The 16328-nt window shown below is 75.9% G+C and carries 10 protein-coding genes; 6 read left to right on the plus strand and 4 right to left on the minus strand.

All coding sequences use genetic code 11. The features are described 5' to 3' along the window. Window positions 1–148: 148 nt before the first annotated feature. From QMQ26_RS28445 to cutA, 3 genes are all read left to right on the plus strand, one after another. Window positions 149–1009: a helix-turn-helix domain-containing protein gene (locus tag QMQ26_RS28445; protein WP_282203199.1), complete on the plus strand. Its 861-nt coding sequence runs from the start codon at window positions 149–151 to the stop codon at window positions 1007–1009. A gap of 272 nt (window positions 1010–1281) precedes the next feature. Further along, on the plus strand, window positions 1282–2160 hold the full coding sequence (locus tag QMQ26_RS28450) for a dioxygenase family protein (protein ID WP_282203200.1): 879 nt from the start codon (window positions 1282–1284) through the stop codon (window positions 2158–2160). Window positions 2161–2395: 235 nt separating this feature from the next. Next, window positions 2396–2752: a divalent-cation tolerance protein CutA gene (gene cutA / locus QMQ26_RS28455; protein ID WP_282203201.1), complete on the plus strand. Its 357-nt coding sequence runs from the start codon at window positions 2396–2398 to the stop codon at window positions 2750–2752. 158 nt (window positions 2753–2910) lie between these two features. Here cutA and QMQ26_RS28460 read toward each other — a convergent pair whose 3' ends face one another. The 4 genes from QMQ26_RS28460 to QMQ26_RS28475 all read right to left on the minus strand — a co-directional run bounded on the left by QMQ26_RS28460 (window position 2911) and on the right by QMQ26_RS28475 (window position 8973). Next, the gene (locus QMQ26_RS28460) at window positions 2911–4191 is read right to left on the minus strand and encodes a hypothetical protein (RefSeq protein ID WP_282203202.1); all 1281 of its coding nucleotides are present in this window, start codon (window positions 4189–4191) and stop codon (window positions 2911–2913) included. A 180-nt stretch (window positions 4192–4371) separates the two neighbouring features. Next, window positions 4372–5583, minus strand: coding sequence for an aminotransferase class V-fold PLP-dependent enzyme (locus QMQ26_RS28465; protein ID WP_100839744.1), 1212 nt, complete (start codon window positions 5581–5583; stop codon window positions 4372–4374). 198 nt (window positions 5584–5781) lie between these two features. Then, on the minus strand, window positions 5782–6564 hold the full coding sequence (locus tag QMQ26_RS28470) for a VOC family protein (protein ID WP_282203203.1): 783 nt from the start codon (window positions 6562–6564) through the stop codon (window positions 5782–5784). A 201-nt stretch (window positions 6565–6765) separates the two neighbouring features. Continuing rightward, entirely contained in the window at window positions 6766–8973 is a 2208-nt protein-coding gene (locus QMQ26_RS28475; RefSeq protein ID WP_282203204.1) for a PP2C family protein-serine/threonine phosphatase, read from the minus strand. 308 nt (window positions 8974–9281) lie between these two features. Between QMQ26_RS28475 and QMQ26_RS28480 the strand changes: the two genes are divergently transcribed. The 3 genes from QMQ26_RS28480 to QMQ26_RS28490 all read left to right on the plus strand — a co-directional run bounded on the left by QMQ26_RS28480 (window position 9282) and on the right by QMQ26_RS28490 (window position 16304). Beyond that, entirely contained in the window at window positions 9282–9860 is a 579-nt protein-coding gene (locus QMQ26_RS28480) for an O-methyltransferase (protein ID WP_282203205.1), read from the plus strand. 363 nt (window positions 9861–10223) lie between these two features. Further along, entirely contained in the window at window positions 10224–12179 is a 1956-nt protein-coding gene (locus QMQ26_RS28485) for an APC family permease (protein ID WP_282206635.1), read from the plus strand. A gap of 312 nt (window positions 12180–12491) precedes the next feature. After that, window positions 12492–16304 carry a Pls/PosA family non-ribosomal peptide synthetase gene (locus tag QMQ26_RS28490; protein ID WP_282203206.1) on the plus strand — a complete coding sequence of 1271 codons (3813 nt, stop codon included), beginning with the start codon at window positions 12492–12494 and terminating at the stop codon, window positions 16302–16304. Window positions 16305–16328 lie beyond the last annotated feature (24 nt).

Consider the following 16328-nt stretch of genomic DNA (forward strand, 5'->3'; position numbering starts at 1 on the left):
CAGTCACGACACCCGGACGGAGACCCGGTGGTCGACCTTTCCCCACCGCCCCCTCCATCGAGCCCCCGCCCCCGCCCCCGCTTGCCGGTGCGTGCCGGTTGGGCTGGGCCGCTGGACGGTTCGCGGGGCGTTTGCGCACACTGGCTCGATGAGGCTCCGACCGGCCAGCGGCCTGGAACTGCACGACCTGGACGTGCCCGACCCGGGGTTGCTGCCGTTCGCGGCGGGCAGCTTCGACGCCGTCGGGCCGCTCTCCCGGGCGGACTTCCCGCACCGGCACTCGTTCTACGAGCTGGTCTACGTCACGGCGGGCGGGGGGACGCACGTCATCGACCTGGTCGAGCACCGCGTCCAGCCGCCCGCGCTGTACGCGGTGCTGCCCGGTCAGGTGCACCGCTGGTCCGGGGCGGGGCGGCTCGACGGGTGGGTGCTGCTGTTCAACGAGGACTTCCTGCACCGGCATCCGGAGGACCTGGCCCTGCTGCGGGCCCTGGCCAGTGGCCCGGGGGTCCGGCCGGAGGGGCGGGAGCACCGCGAGATCCTGGGTCTGCTGCGGGAGTTGACGGAAGAGCACGAGGCCGGTCTGGACGGTGCGGTGGGCGTGCTGCAGGCGCTGCTGCACGTCCTGCTGGTGCGTGCGCTGCGGGTGGCCCGCGGCGGTGGCGGGGCCGCGGTTCCCCGGGCGGCCGGTCATCCGCTGGTCGCCCGGTTCACCCGGATGATCGCCGGCGCCGAACGCGCCGACCGCTCGGTGCTCGCCATCGCCCGTGAACTCGGCGTCTCCACCGGCTACTTGCACGAGGTGGTGAAGGAGGCCACCGGTCGCACCCCGGCCCGGCTGGTCCGCGAGCAGCAGACCCTGGAGGCGAAGCACCTGCTCACCACCACGGATATGACGGTCCGTCAGGTCTCGGCGGCGGCCGGATTCTCCGACCCGGCCTACTTCTGCCGCTTCTTCCGCCGCGAAGTCGGCCACACCCCGGGCGAGTTCCGCGAGCAGGCGAGCTGACGGCTCGGTGTCCCGGTGCCCCGGTGCCCCGGTGGCCTGACGGCCCGGTGGCCTGACGGCCCGGCGGCCCGGCGGCCCAACGGACTGGCGGTGGTTGAGGAATGCACCACGTCCCGCCGACCCCGTCCATCGACGGTCCGGCCGGGCAGGGCCTAGCGTCGGAGGCACCCCACAGCGCCGCCGCGCCGGGAGGCCCGACCCCGTCGCATGTCATGTCCAGCCCAAGAGGCTCCGGGCGGGCGGCGACCACCGCAGCAGTCGAACGGAGAGCCATGCCCACCCCCCACAACCCGCTGGACGGCCTGAGCGAACTGGCCGATCGCCGGATCAGCCGCAAGGGCCTGCTCAAGGCGGCCGCCCTGGCCGGCGCCGCGCCGGTCCTGATCGGCGGCGGCGTCGCCCTGGCCCGCGACGCGGTCGCCGCCGACGTCCCGGCCCCGCTCACCCCCCAGTGCAGCGACGGGCACACCACCGAGGAGCAGATCGAGGGCCCGTACTTCAAGCCCGGCTCCCCGCTGCGCACCAACCTGGTCACCAGCGGCACCCCCGGCACCCCGCTGACCGTCAGCGGCTACGTCTTCGGCCGGAACTGCCTGCCGATCCCCGGCGCCCTGCTGGACTTCTGGCAGGCCGACACCAACGGCACCTACGACAACTCCGGCTACACCTTCCGCGGCCACCAGTTCAGCGCCGCCAACGGCGCGTACACGCTGACCACGATCGTCCCCGGCCTCTACCCGGGCCGCACCCGGCACCTCCACGTCAAGGTGCAGGCCCCCGGGCAGCCGATCCTCACCACCCAGCTGTACTTCCCGAACGAGCCGCGCAACTCCACCGACACCATCTTCGACCCGGACCTGGTGATGACGGTCCGCCAGGTCGGCAACGGGCGCGAGGCCAGCTTCGACTTCGTGCTCAACGTCAACGGCACCGGCACGCCCGGCCCCAGCGGCAGCCCGACCCAGGGCTCGCCGAGCCCCAGCCCGAGCGCCTCCACCCCCGGCGGCTCCACCACCTGGGCGGTCGGCGCCAGTTACAAGGCCGGCGACCTGGTCACCTACAACGGCGTCGGCTACGTCTGCCTCCAGGGCCACATCGCGTACGCGGGCTGGGAGCCGCCGAACGTCCCGGCCCTCTGGCAGCGCCGCTGACCGTCCCCGTTCCCGCCGCTGACCGACCCCACCCCCACGTGGGGCGGTCAGCGGCGACAGCCACCCGAACCGGCGGCGCGGCCCACTCCCCGGGAGGGGAACCCCGGGCGACCGGGGCCGCGCCCGCCGAACGCCGTGACGGCCCGCGTGCGGGGTGCCCGGGCCGTCACGGCACCCCGCCGGGAACCCGCCGGGCCACCGCTCCGGAACCCGCCGGGCCCCGTACGCTCGGCCCATGACCGAGCAGCAGCCCCAGCCCCCGCACCGGTACCTGGTGGTGACGACCACCCACGAGGACGAGGCCGCCGCCCGCGCCCTCGCCGCCACCCTGGTCCGCGAACGCCTCGCCGCCTGCGCGCAGGTGCACCCCGTCCGCTCGGTGTACTGGTGGGACGGCGAGGTCCAGGACGCCCCCGAGTGGCGCGTCGACCTCAAGACCCCGGCCGCGCTGGCCGACCGCCTCGTCACCAGGATCGGCGAACTGCACAGCTACGACACCCCGGAGGTGATCGCCGTGCCGGTGGCCGCCGGGTCCCCCGCCTACCTCGCCTGGCTCGACACCGAGACCGTCCCCACCGGCCGGGCCGAGTAGCACCCGGGCGGCGGACGGCGGACGGCGGCCGGCCCGCCGTCCGCCGACGGCGGGCCGGCCGCCCGCGCGTCCCGCCGGTGGGTGGCCGCCGGGCCGTTCCCACCGGCGGGTCACCTAGCGGGTCACCCCCCGGATCGCCGCGCGGGCCGCCTCGCGGATCACTTGGCCACCGTGAAGTACCCGGTGAGGTCGGCGATCGCGTGCGTCCAACCGGCGTGGTTGTAGACGGAGAACGAGTCGCCGTTCAGCCCGGTGGTCACCGAGTTGGACACGGTCTGCCGCGGCACGAAGTTGAGGTTCGAGGTGTCCGGCCGGGTCGTGTTGCTCGGGAACACCGTGAAGTGGCCGGACTCCGAGGGCCCGGTGGCCGTCACGTTGACCTCCGCGGCGAGGGCGCCGGCCGGGGCCCCGGCGCCGGTGGGGACCTGGAGGGTGGAGAACGGTGCGAGCTGCTGCGAGGGGCGGCCCTCGTACAGGTTCGGACGGGTGTCGGCCAGGCGCACCGGCACCTTCAGGGCGCTGAACAGCCCCTGGCCGCTCGGGCCGTAGAAGCCCACGATGTCGACGACGACGTTCTGCGAGCCGATGTGGTTGAAGACGTCGACCTTCCCGTCCTGGCCGACCGGCACGACCACCTGGTTCGGCACCGTCCCGCCCGGCTTGACGTTGAGGTTGGAGCCCCACTCCGGCCGCTGCCCGCCGCTCGGGTAGACCGTCAGGAAGGTGTCGCCGGTGCCGTCGGTGGCGGTGACGTTGAGGATCACCGCCCGGGCGTCGGCGGTGCCCAGCTCCGGCTTGGCGACCTGGACCGAGCGGACCCCGCCCTGCTCGATCCGGTGGCCGTCCGCCCGGCTGTCGAGCAGCCGGGTCGGGGTGACCGCACCGTACTTGTCGGTCGCGCCCGGCCGGTAGTAGCCGACCACGTCGAGCACGACGTGGGTGTAGCTGCCGTTGTTGTAGACGTTGATCGCGGGGACGGTGCCCGGGGTGATCGCGACGGTGACCAGGTTGGCGACCGTCTGGCGGGGCGCGAAGTTGATGCTGGAGGTGGCCGGGGTGACGCCCGGCGCGTTCGGGTCGGCGGACAGGGTCAGGTAGCCGTTGTCGGTGGCGTCGGCGACGGTCACGTTGACCACCACCGCCGTCGCGTCGGACGGCACCACCGGGACGCCCTGCCCGTGCGCGCGGCCGGCGACGTCGAGCAGCTGCGCCCGGTAGTTCTCCCCGGGGCTCAGCGGGCCGTCCACGCCGCTCGCGTTCCAGTAGCTGTTGCGGGTGTCGAGCACCCGGGTCGGGGCCATCCCGACGAAGCCCGCCGGGGCGCTCGCCTCCACGGTGCCGGCGGCCGGGGCCGCCTGCGCCTGTCCGACGGCCAGCACCGGGCCGGTCAGGGCGATCGCCGCGAGCACGGCGAGGCCGGAGAAGATACGGCTGCGCATGGTGAGTCGTTCCCCCACTGGTAGTGACGCCCTCCGTTCGTCATCGGAGGGTTCGTACCTGTAGGACGTCCGCAGCGCCCGCCGGTTGCGCCTCGGTCCGAAGAATTTTCGATCACCCGGACCGGGCCCGCCGACCGGGTCCCGACGGGCCCCGCCGACCGCGCCCGCGGGCCGGTGCGGTCAGCGTTCCCGGGCCCAGGCGCACAGCACCGGTACGCACCGCTCCGCGAAGTACTCGTAGTCCTCCGCCGTGTTGTACGCGTGCGTGGACAGCCGGAAGTACCCCGTCCCGCCGAAGCTGGTGAAGGCCGCCTCGACGCCGAACTCGGCGGCCAGGCGGTCGCGCAGGCCGTCGGCCTCCAGACGGGTGCGGCCCAGGCCGGCCGGGAGCCTGACCAGGCGGAGGGCGCCCACCGGCATGCCGACCTCCGCCGTGGCCGGTTCGCCGGTCGCGGCGGTGATCGTCTCGCCGATCACCTGCTCGGCGTAGTCGGCGAGTTCGCCCATGTAGCGGCGGGTGTCGGCCCACCCCCACTGCTCGGCGACGAAGTCGAGCGCGGTCGGCGCGGCCAGGTAGCCGGTGACGTCCACGGTGCCCTGGGTGTCGAAGCGCTCCGGGAACGGCTCCTCCGCGCCCCAGGAGTCGATCAACGGGTAGAGGGAGTGCCGGAGTTCGCCCCGGGCGACGAGCGCGGCGGTGCCGCGCGGCGCGCAGCCGAACTTGTGCAGGTTGCCGACCCAGGCGTCGCAGTCCGCCCCGGCCAGCGGGTCCTCGTCCAGGCCGGGCACGTGCGCGGCGTCGACCAGCAGCGGGATGCCGCGCTCGCGGGCGAACCCGCCGATCAGGTCGACCGGCAGGTAGCGGGCGGTCGCGGAGGTGATCCGGTCCAGCACGATCAGCGCCGTCCGTTCGGTCACCGCCCCGGTCACCGCCGCCGCGGCCTCCGCCGGACCGGCCGCCAGCGGCACGTGCGCCGTGCGCACCGAGCCGCCCCAGCGCCGGGCCAGCCGGGCCGCGCCCATGGTGACGGCCCCGTAGCCGTGGTCGGTGACCAGCACCTCGCCGCCGTCCCGGTGCGGGAGGCTGCCGTACACGGCGCTCGCCCCGGCGCTCGCGTTCGGCACCAGCGCGGTGAACTCGGCCGGTACGCGCAGGAATGCGGCGATCGCGGCCCGCGCGGCGGCGACCCGCCGGGGCAGCCCGGGGAACCACACCACCGGCGAGGCGTCCATCTCCTCGCGCAGCCGCTGCTGTTCGCGCTGCGCGACCAGCGGCACCGCGCCGAACGAACCGTGGTTGAGGTGCCGCATCCCGGGGTCGAGCGACCACCCGGCGGCGGCGGGACGCCCGTCCCGGAGCAGCAGGGGCTTGGGGGCGACGGCGGTGGGCACGGCTGTTCTCTCCGATCCGGCCGGGAGCGACGCTGTCCCGATGACCTGCGGAAAATCCTGGCACAGCCGACACCGCCCCCGCCCGCCGCCCCACCGTTCCCATCCACTGCCCCCACCGCCCGCCCCGGCACGACGCACCGCCCGCCCCGGACGGAACCGGGACGGGCGGCGGCGCGGCCCACGACGGCGCGGTGCGCCCTACGACATCGGCTGCGGCTTGATCATCGCGAACGGCGCCCCCTGCGGGTCGGCGACCACCGTCATCCGCCCGGCCGCCATGTCGGACGGCGGCGCGAGCACCGTCCCGCCCCGCCTGACCAGCGCGTCCACGGTGGAGTCCACGTCGTCGACGGCGAAGTAGGTCAGCCAGTGCGCCGGGGTGCCGGGCGGGTCGTTGGCCAGCAGGGTGACCCCGCCGACCGACCGGCCGCCGACCCGCAGTTCCCAGTACGCGTCCATGCCGCCCATCGGCTCGATCTCGATGCCGAACGCCTCGCCGTAGAACGCGGTGGCGCCCGCCACGTCGTTGGTGTGCAGCTCGTTCCAGATCAGCGCGCCGGCCTCGTTGACCACCTGCGCGCCGTGGAACTCGCCGGGCTGCCAGACGCCGAACACCGCGCCCTGCGGGTCCGCCGCGACCAGCATCCGGCCCAGGCCGCCGACGTCCACGGTCGGGACGAGCAGCGTGCCGCCCGCCGCGACGATCGCGTCCTGGGTGGCCTGGGCGTCGGTGCTGGCCAGGTAGCTGGTCCAGACGGTCGGCGGCTCCGGCATGCCCTCCGGTGCCATCGCCGGGCCGATCCCGGCCACGGCCTTGCCGTCCAGTTCGCAGACCGCGTACCCGCCGAACTCGGCCGGGCCGGGCTGCCCCTGCCAGCCGAGCAGGTCGCGGTAGAAGTCCAGCGCCGCCTGCTGGTCCTTCGCCATCAGATCGATCCAGCACGGGGTGCCGGTCGCGTACGGGGTGGTGACTTCGGGCATCTCTCGCTCTTTCCGGTTCGGGACATCCGGTGCGTCCCCCGCCAGCCACCCTCCCGGCGCCGCCCCGGTTTCGCCACCGGAGCCCGGCGGACCGTCCCCAACGGGGGAGTCGCCCCCGCACCAGGGGGAGCCGCCCCCGCCCGGCCGGCACCGCCCCGCCCCGGCGGTCCGTCCGCCCGGCGGAGCCGTCGGGCGGGCGCGTCAGCCGGCCCGCGCCCGGGTGAGGGCGATCAGCGCGATGTCGTCCGACAGCTGGTGCGTCCAGTCCCGGACGTCCGAGACGAGGCCGGCGATCAGGTGGCCCGGGTCGGCGGCGCCCAGCACGGACAGCCGCTCGTCCAGGGGGTAGAACTCGCCGGAGGAGTTGCGCGCCTCGCTCAGCCCGTCCGTGTGCAGCAGCAGCGCCGAGCCGCCCGGCAGGGCCAGCGGGGTCGGGGCGGGGGCCGGGCCGTGCCCGAGCGCGCCCAGGCCGAGCGGCAGTAGCGCCGGGACGGGGACGGCGCCGGCCCCGTCCGGCCCGACCCGGAGCGGGGCGAGGTGCCCGCAGTTGACCACCTCGACCTGGTCGACGCCGTCCCGGTGCTGGAGCAGCAGCGCGGTGGCGAACAGCTCCTCGTCGCCGCGGGCCGCCGCCAGCCGGGCGAGCTGGCGGTCCAGCCGGGCGGCCAGCTCGCCCAGGTCGGCGGTCTCGTGCGCCTGGGAGCGGAAGCAGCCCAGCAGCTCGGTGACGGTCTGGACGGCCTGCAACCCCTTGCCCCGGACGTCGCCGATCAGCAGCCGGGTGCCGTGCGGGGTGCGCACCGCCTCGAAGAAGTCGCCGCCGACGCCGGTGCCCGCCGTCGCGGGCTGGTAGTGGCCGGTCAGGCGCAGCTCGCCCAGCCGGGCGGGGATGGGGTGCAGCACCGCCTGTTGCAGGGCGATCTCGCTGGCCCGGACACGGGCCAGCCGCTCCGACTGCTGGCGGCGGCTCCAGGCCACCAGCCCGGCCGCCGCGCCCACCGCCAGCGCGGCCACCGCCGCCCCGGGGCGGTCGGCGACCCGTTCGCCGGCCAGCGCGACCAGCAGCAGGTGCTGGAGCCCGGCCGCCGCGGCGACGGTCAGCGACACCACCGGGCGGCCCAGCACCATCGCCACCAGCGCGACCGCGCCGCAGGCCACCCAGAGCACGGTGCTCAGCGCGTCCGGGTCGTGGGTGCCGGTCAGCAGCGCCGAGCTGCCCGGCACGGTCTGGGCCAGCACGCCGCCGAGCAGGATCGCCACCGGGTACAGCGCCGAGGCGGCGGCCCGCCGCTGGCGGGGCAGCGCGGCCAGGAACCCGGCCAGGTAGGGGATCTGGGTGATCACCAGGCCGAATCCGACCAGCACCGCCACCGCGCCCGCGACCAGCGCGGCCTGCCCGGCCCCGTCGGGCAGGAAGTGCAGCGAGGCCAGGCCGACGGCGGCCAGCGGCAGGCCCAGCGAGGAGCTGGTCAGCGGGGTCAGCCGCCAGTGCCGGGCGGTCAGCCCGGCCGCCAGCATGCCGAGCCCGTAGCCGGACATCGACAGCGTCACGTGGGCCGGCGGCACCCCGCGCTGGAGCAGCAGCACGGGGACGGCCGCGGTCAGCCCGAGCTGGGTGAAGCCCAGCGTGGCGCCCGCGGCCAGCGCCCCGGCCGCGGCCCGGGCCGGGACGCCTGGCACCGCGGGGCCCGGGCGGCTCCGGGCGCGCCGGACGGCCCGCACCCGGCCGGCCGCGAGCAGCGCCGCCGCGGCGGCCAGCAGCCCGCCCACCACCGGGTCCGACCAGCCGCGCAGCGGCCCCAGCTCCAGGCCCGCGACGGCCGGCAGCACCGCCGCCGCCACCCCGGGCCCGCCCACGGGCGCCGAGCGGGCGGTCGAGCGGGGCAGCCGGTCGCGCGGCAGCAGGCGCAGCGCGACGAGCAGCAGCAGCGCGGCGGCGGCCGGGACCACCGCCTCGCCGAGCCGCCAGCCGGCCGCCGTGTCGATCCGCACCGCGACGTTCGCGCCGAGCACCAGCACCACGGCGACGCCCGCGACCGCCCCGCCCACCACCCGGGTGATCCGCCCGGGCAGGTTCAGCAGCGGGACGGAGGCCAGCGCGGCGATCAGCACCCCGGCCGACCCGGCGTCCGCCACGGCCCGCCCCGCCAGGTACGTCCAGGAGTGCCCGGCCGTGACCGCGACCGCGCCGCCCGCCGCCATCACCCCCAGCGCCCACCGCAGCACCCGCGGCCACCCCCAGGCGTCCACCGCCCGCCCCGACACCAGCAGCGCCGTCAGCAGCGCCAGCGCCGACCCCAGCTGCGCGGCCACCCCCGTCCCGCGCCCCGCCCCGAACTCGGCGAGCGCTCCCGCCGTCGTGGCGCCGCGCAGCAGCGGCAGCAGGACGGACAGCGAGGCCGCGGCCATGAGCAGCAGCCGGACAGCGCGCCGGGGGTGCCGGTCACGGGGGTCTCCTTCGGCAGGTCAGATGCGGACCAGGCTTGCAAACACCCGTACCGCCCAGAAGGGAAGAAGGTCACATACGTCACATTTATTGCTTATCGCCCACCCGGTGAACAACACCTGCCCCGCCCCCTCCGGCCTCCACGGCGCGTCCACGGCGCGTCCAGGGTGCGTCCGCGGAGCGTCCACGGGGCGGAATTCGCGGCGCGGGCCCGCCGGCGCCGCTAGCGTGTCGCGACCACTGACGGACCGTCACCCCCGGAGGCCGCGCCATGGCGCTCACGACCGACTCCCACCCCGCCGTGCTGGCCGCGATCGCACGGGGGTGCGCGGCGCTCGGGTTCGAGATGTCCTGCGACCCGGTGACGGGACGACTGCTGCGGACGCTGGCGGCGGCCCGCCCCGGGGGCCGGCTGCTGGAGCTGGGGACGGGCGCGGGGGTGGGCACGAGCTGGCTGCTGAGCGGGATGGACCCGGGCGCGACGCTGCTGAGCGTGGAGCTGGACGCGGCGGTCGCGGCGGTCGCGGCCGAGCACCTGGCGGCGGACCCGCGGCTGGAGCTGGTGGTGGGGGACGGGGCGGAGCTGATCGACGCGCTGCCGCCCGGCGGCTTCGATCTGGTGTTCGCGGACACCTGGCCGGGCAAGTTCCACCACCTCGACCAGGCGCTGGAGCTGCTCGCCCCGGGCGGCCTGTACCTGGTCGACGACCTGCTGCCGCAGCCCACCTGGCCCGCCGACCACGCCGCGGCGGTCGACGCCCTGGTCGAGCGGCTGACGCACGACCCCCGCCTGCACGCCGCGCCCCTGGACTGCGCCTCCGGCCTGCTGCTGGCCACCCGCCGCCCGTAGGACCCCCGCCGCCCGTAGCCACCCGCCGCCCGCGCCCCGCGGCCAGGTCGCGGACACGTCCGACGTGGCGGCGCTCCGGGCCGCGCCGGCCGTGATCGAGGCCCGACTGCCCCCGGTCGGCTGACCTTTTCCGACCGTTTCCGACCGCTTCGTCCTCGCCCCCGCTCGATATTGACGAATCCTTAACGGGTGGCCCCCGCCACCCCCGACCTTCGATTCGATCACCGAAACCGCCACTGGCCTGCGGAAATGCGGGAAATGGGCGCGCTGGACGGGCGGCTTGCCGGGTGGACGGGCCACATACGCTCCCGTGCTGTGCTCAACCTCCCCCAGGCGCTCAAGCGCCTCGTGATCGGCCGCGCCATGCGCAGCGAGGAACTCGGCGAGACGCTGCTGCCCAAGCGGCTGGCGCTGCCGATCTTCGCCTCCGACCCGCTCTCCTCGGTGGCCTACGCGACCGGCGAGATCCTGCTGGTGCTCACCGTCGGCGGCACCGCGTTCCTGTACCTGACGCCGTGGATCGCGCTGGGCGTGGTCGCCCTGATGGCCGTGGTGGTGCTCTCCTACCGGCAGGTGGTGCACGCCTACCCGAGCGGCGGCGGCTCGTACGAGGTGGTCTCGCGCAACCTCGGGGCGAACGCGGGGCTGGTGGTGGCCGCCTCGCTGCTGGTCGACTACGTGATGACGGTGGCCGTCTCGGTGGCCTCCGGCGTGGACAACGTCATCTCCGCGTTCGGCTCGCTGGCCGACCACCGGGTGGCGCTGGCGCTCGGCTTCACCGCGCTGCTGACCGCGGTGAACCTGCGCGGCGTGCGCGAGTCCGGCCGGGCGTTCGCCGCGCCGACGTACCTGTTCATCGGCGCCATCCTGCTGATGGTGGCCACCGGCCTGGTCCGGCTCGCGTGCGGCGACAGCCCGCAGGCGCCGACCGCGCACCTGGGCGTCGCGGCCGAGCACGGCAAGGACGCGCTCCAGGGCCTGGGGCTGCTGATGCTGGGCCTGCGCGCCTTCGCCTCCGGCTGCACCGCGCTGACCGGCGTCGAGGCGATCTCCAACGGGGTGCCCGCCTTCCGGGCCCCGAAGTCCCGCAACGCCGCGGCCACCATGGCGGTGATGGGCGTCGTCGCGGTGGTGATGTTCGCCGGCGTCACGCTGCTCGCACTGACCTCGCACGTCCACTACGTCGAGGACGCCTGCCAACTGACCGGCCTGGCCGGGGACTGCCGCACGTACACCCAGCAGACCGTGATCGCCCAGCTCGCCGCCACCGTCTTCGGCGGCTCGGACAGCGTGCTGTTCTACGCCGTGCAGGCGGTGACCGCGCTGGTGCTGATCCTGGCCGCGAACACCGCGTTCAACGGCTTCCCGCTGCTCTCCTCGATCCTCGCCCAGCACCGCTACCTGCCCCGGCAGCTGCACACCCGCGGCGACCGGCTGGCGTTCTCCAACGGCATCATCGCGCTCGCCGTGGTGGCCGGGGCGCTGCTCTGGTTCTACCGGGCGGACGTCACCAGCCTGATCCACCTGTACATCCTGGGCGTGTTCACCTCCTTCACGCTCTCCCAGATCGGCATGGTCCGGCACTGGAACCGGGCGCTGGCCACCGAGGCCGAACCCGCCGCCCGGGCCGCCGCGCGCCGCTCCCGGGTGATCAACGGGCTGGGCGCCGGCACCACCGCGCTGGTCCTGGTGATCGTGCTGATCACCAAGTTCGTCCAGGGCGCCTGGCTGGCCGTGGTCGCCGCCCTGCTGCTCTGGCTGGCCATGCGCGGCGTCCGCCGCCACTACGACGCCGTCGCCGCCGAGCTCGCGGCCGAGGAGCCCGGCACCGACCGGCCCCGGCGGGTGCACGCCGTGGTGCTGGTCGCCAAGCTGCACAAGCCCACCCTGCGGGCGCTCGGCTACGCGCAGGCGATGCGCCCCGACACGTTGGAGGCGCTCACCGTGGACGTCGAGCCGGAGGCCACCGCCGACCTGCGCGCCCAGTGGGACGGCGCCGGGGTCGAGGTGCCGCTGCGGGTGCTCGACTCGCCGTTCCGGGAGATCACCAAGCCGGTCGTCGCCCACGTGCGGGAACTGACGGCCGCTCACCCCGGCGACGCGGTGGCCGTGCTGGTCCCCGAGTACGTGGTCGGCCGCTGGTGGGAGAACCTGCTGCACAACCAGACCGCCCTGTGGCTCAAGAGCCGACTGCTGTTCACCCCCGGCGTGATGGTCATCTCGGTGCCCTGGCAGCTCACTTCGGCGCACCGCGCCGACCGCCCCACCGGCCGGGCCCCCGGCGCGGTGCGCCGCGGCGAGCCCACCCGGAGTCGCTGACCACGCGGACAAGGCGGGAGCATGAACACTGGGTGAACACCGGGAGTACTCCGGCGCGCCCGCCGGTTGACGCCCCGTCGGCCCGGCCGCCCGCCCACCCCCCCGCAACCAGCCGCGCAGCGGCGCGGACCGACCACCCGCCCGCCCGCGCCCGGTCCCCGCCCACCGTCCCGGCCCCCCCGTCCACCGGTCCGCCGGCCCGCCGCCTCCGGCCCCGCACCCCGCCTGACCGGTAAACTTGCCCAGGTTGTCTTGCTTTCGACGCCTTCGGTTGACCGCCGGGGAACCCAGGACGAGGACCGTGTGGCCGTGATGACCGTTCCCGATACCGCGCTGTTCCGCGCCCAGGCCGCCCCCGCGCCGCGCACCCTGGTCGACGTGCTGGCCGCCACCGCCGCCGCCCACCCGCAGGAGCCGGCCCTGGACGACGGGCGCGAGACGCTCAGCTACGCGGCGCTGCTCACCGAGGTGGAGCGGGTCCGCCGGCACCTGGCCCGGGCGGGCGTCGGCCTCGGCGACCGGGTCGGCGTCCGGGTGCCCTCCGGCGGCAACCAGCTGTACGTGGCGATCCTGGCGGTGCTGGCCGCGGGCGCCGCCTACGTGCCGGTGGACTTCGAGGACCCGGACGAGCGGGCCGAGCTGGTCTTCGGCGAGGCCGACGTGAACGCGGTGATCGGCGCCGACCACCGGCTGGAGAAGGTCAAGCCGTCCGGCCACGAGGCCCGGGAGCCCGGGCCGGAGCACGACGCCTGGATCATCTTCACCTCCGGCTCCACCGGCAAGCCCAAGGGCGTCGCCGTCACCCACCGCAGCGCCGCCGCGTTCGTCGACGCCGAGGCCGCGATGTTCCTCCGGGAGGAGCCGATCGGCCCCGGCGACCGGGTGATGGCCGGCCTGTCGGTGGCCTTCGACGCCTCCTGCGAGGAGATGTGGCTGGCCTGGCGGCACGGCGCCTGCCTGGTGCCCGTCCCGCGCGCCCAGGTCCGCTCCGGCGCCGACCTCGGGCCGTGGCTGGCCGAGCAGGAGATCACCGTGATCTCCACCGTCCCGACCCTGGCCGCGCTCTGGCCCGCCGAGGCGCTCAACGAGGTCCGGCTGCTGATCTTCGGCGGCGAGGCGTGCCCGCCCGAACTCGCCGAGCGCCTGGTCACCGAGGGCCGCGAGGTGTGGAACACCTACGGCCCCACCGAGGCCACCGTGGTCGCCTGCGGCGCCCTGCTGACCGGCCGCCCCCCGATCCGGATCGGCCTGCCGCTGGACGGCTGGGAGCTCGCCGTCGTCGACGAGGCCGGCGAGCCCGTCCCGATGGGCGGCAGCGGCCAGCTGGTGATCGGCGGCGTCGGCCTGGCCCGCTACCTCGACCCGGCCAAGGACGCCGAGAAGTACGCCCCGCTGGAGTCCCTCGGCTGGGAGCGCGCCTACCGCTCCGGCGACCTGGTGCGCGCCGAACCCGAGGGCCTGGTCTTCCTCGGCCGCGCCGACGAGCAGATCAAGCTCGGCGGCCGGCGGATCGAGCTCGGCGAGGTCGACGCGGCCCTCCAGGCGCTGCCCGCCGTCTCCGGCGCCGCCGCCGCCGTGCGCACCGCCCGCGGCGGCAACCAGCTGCTGGTCGGCTACCTGGTCACCCAGGACGGCTTCGACCGGGACACCGCCGTCGCCCGGCTGCGCGCCGAACTGCCCGCCGCCCTCGTCCCGCTGCTCGCCCCCGTCGACCACCTGCCCACCCGCACCTCCGGCAAGGTCGACCGGGACGCACTGCCCTGGCCGCTGCCCGAGCTGGAGACCGCCGGGCCCGCCGAGCAGTTCTACGGCACCGAGGCGTGGCTCGCCGAGCAGTGGACGCAGATCCTCGGCACCCCGGTGCGCGGCGCCGACGACGACTTCTTCGCGATCGGCGGCGGCTCGCTGGCCGCCGCCCAGCTCACCACCCTGCTGCGCGCCCGCTACCCGGCCGCCTCCGTCCTCGACGTCTACCAGCAGCCCACCCTGCGCAAGCTCGCTCGGCTGCTGGAGAAGTCCGCCCAGTCCGGGGGAGCGGCCCGCACCGTCGCCCCCGTGCCCCGCCGGGCCCAGGCGCTGCAACTGCTGCTGACGCTGCCGCTAACCACCCTCACCGGCCTGCGCTGGTCGCTCGCCCTCGGCGCGCTCGGCACCGTCCTGCACCTGCTCGGCGACTACCCGTGGGCCCCGCGCGCGCCCTGGTGGCTGCTGGCCGCTGGCGCCCTGCTGCTGTACTCCGCGCCCGGCCGGCTGGCGATCGCCGCCGGCGGCGCCCGGCTGCTGCTGCGCGGTGTCGGCCCCGGCAGCTACCCGCGCGGCGGCTCCGTCCACCTGCGGCTGTGGGCCGCCGAACGGCTCGCCGAAGCCTCCGGCGCGGTCGGCCTCTCCGGCTCCTGGCTGATCCGCTACGCCCGGGCGCTCGGCTGCCGGGTCGCCCCCGACGTCGACCTGCACGCCCTGCCGCCGGTCACCGGCCTGCTGCGCCTGGGCAAGGGCTGCGCGGTCGAGAACGAGGTCGACCTGTCCGGCCACTGGCTGGACGGCGACCGGCTGGAGATCGGCGCGCTGCGGATCGGCGCGGGCGCCGTGGTCGGCACCCGCTCGACCCTGCTGCCCGGCGCCAAGATCGGCAAGCGGGCCGAGATCGCCCCCGGCTCCGGCGTCACCGGCGCCGTCCCCACCGGCCAGCGCTGGGCCGGCGCGCCCGCCGCCAAGACCGGCAAGGCCCAGCGCGGCTGGCCCGAACAGCGCCCCCCGCGCACCCGCCGCTGGGCCGCCGCCTACGGCGCCACCGGCTTCGCGCTCTCCCTGCTGCCGCTGCTCGCCGCCCTGCCCGCGCTGCTCGTCGCCGGGCGGTTCGTCCACCCCGGCGACGGCCTCGCCCAGGCACTGCGGGGCGCCCTGACCGCCCTCGTCCCCGCCACCCTCGCCTACGGGCTGGCCTACGCCGCGCTCGTCCTGGCGGGCGTCCGGCTGCTCTCGCTCGGCCTGCGCACCGGCTACCACCCGCTGCACGGCCGGGTCGGCTGGCAGGCGTGGACGGTCAGCCAGCTGATGGACCTGGCTCGCGAGACGCTGTTCCCGCTGTACGCCGGGCTGATCACCCCGGTCTGGCTGCGGCTGCTGGGCATGCGGGTCGGCAAGGGCGCGGAGGTCTCCACCGTGCTGGCGCTGCCCAGCCTGACCAAGGTCGGCGACGGCGCCTTCCTCGCCGACGACACCCTGATCGCCCCGTACGAGCTGGGCGGCGGCTGGCTGCGGATCGGGCGGGCCGAGATCGGCGAGCGGGCCTTCCTCGGCAACTCCGGGATGACCGCGCCCGGCCGGGCCGTCCCCGACCGTAGCCTGGTCGGGGTGCTGTCCGCGACGCCCAAGAAGGCCAAGCGCGGCAGCTCCTACCTGGGCATGCCGCCGGTCAAGCTGCCCCGGGCCGCCGACACCGCCGACCTCGCCCTCACCTACGAGCCGCCCGCCCGGCTGCGCTGGGCCCGCGGCCTGACCGAACTGGCCCGTATCGTCCCGGTGCTCGCCTCCGCCGCGCTGGCCGTGCTCACCGCCGCCGCGCTCTGCGCCCTGGACGCGCCGCTGCTGTCCGGCCTGGTGCTGCTGGCCGCCGGCCTGGCCGCCTGCCTGGTCTCCGCCGCCGCCAAGTGGCTGCTGGTCGGCCGGTTCCGGGCGGTCGAGCACCCGCTGTGGTCCGGCTTCGTCTGGCGCAACGAGCTGGCCGACACCTTCACCGAGGTGCTCGCGGTGCCCTGGCTGGTCGGCCGCACCGCCGGCACCCCGCTGATGAACCTCTGGCTGCGCGCGCTCGGCGCGAGGATCGGCCGCGGCGTGTGGTGCGAGAGCTACTGGCTGCCCGAGGCCGACCTGGTCACCCTCGGCGACGGCGTCAGCGTCAACCGCGGCTGCGTGCTGCAGACCCACCTCTTCCACGACCGGATCATGCGGCTGGATACTGTGGAGCTCCGCGCGGGCGCCACCCTGGGCCCGGGCGGGATCGTGCTGCCCGGCAGCACCGTCGGCGAGCGCGCCACCCTCGGCCCGGCCTCGCTGGTGATGCGCGCCGAGACGGTGCCCGCCGACACCCGCTGGCTCGGCAACCCGATCGAAGCCTGGCAGTAAAGCCGTGACCGCCCCCGCGCCAGG

The organism is Kitasatospora fiedleri (assembly GCF_948472415.1).
GTDB lineage: Bacteria > Actinomycetota > Actinomycetes > Streptomycetales > Streptomycetaceae > Kitasatospora > Kitasatospora fiedleri.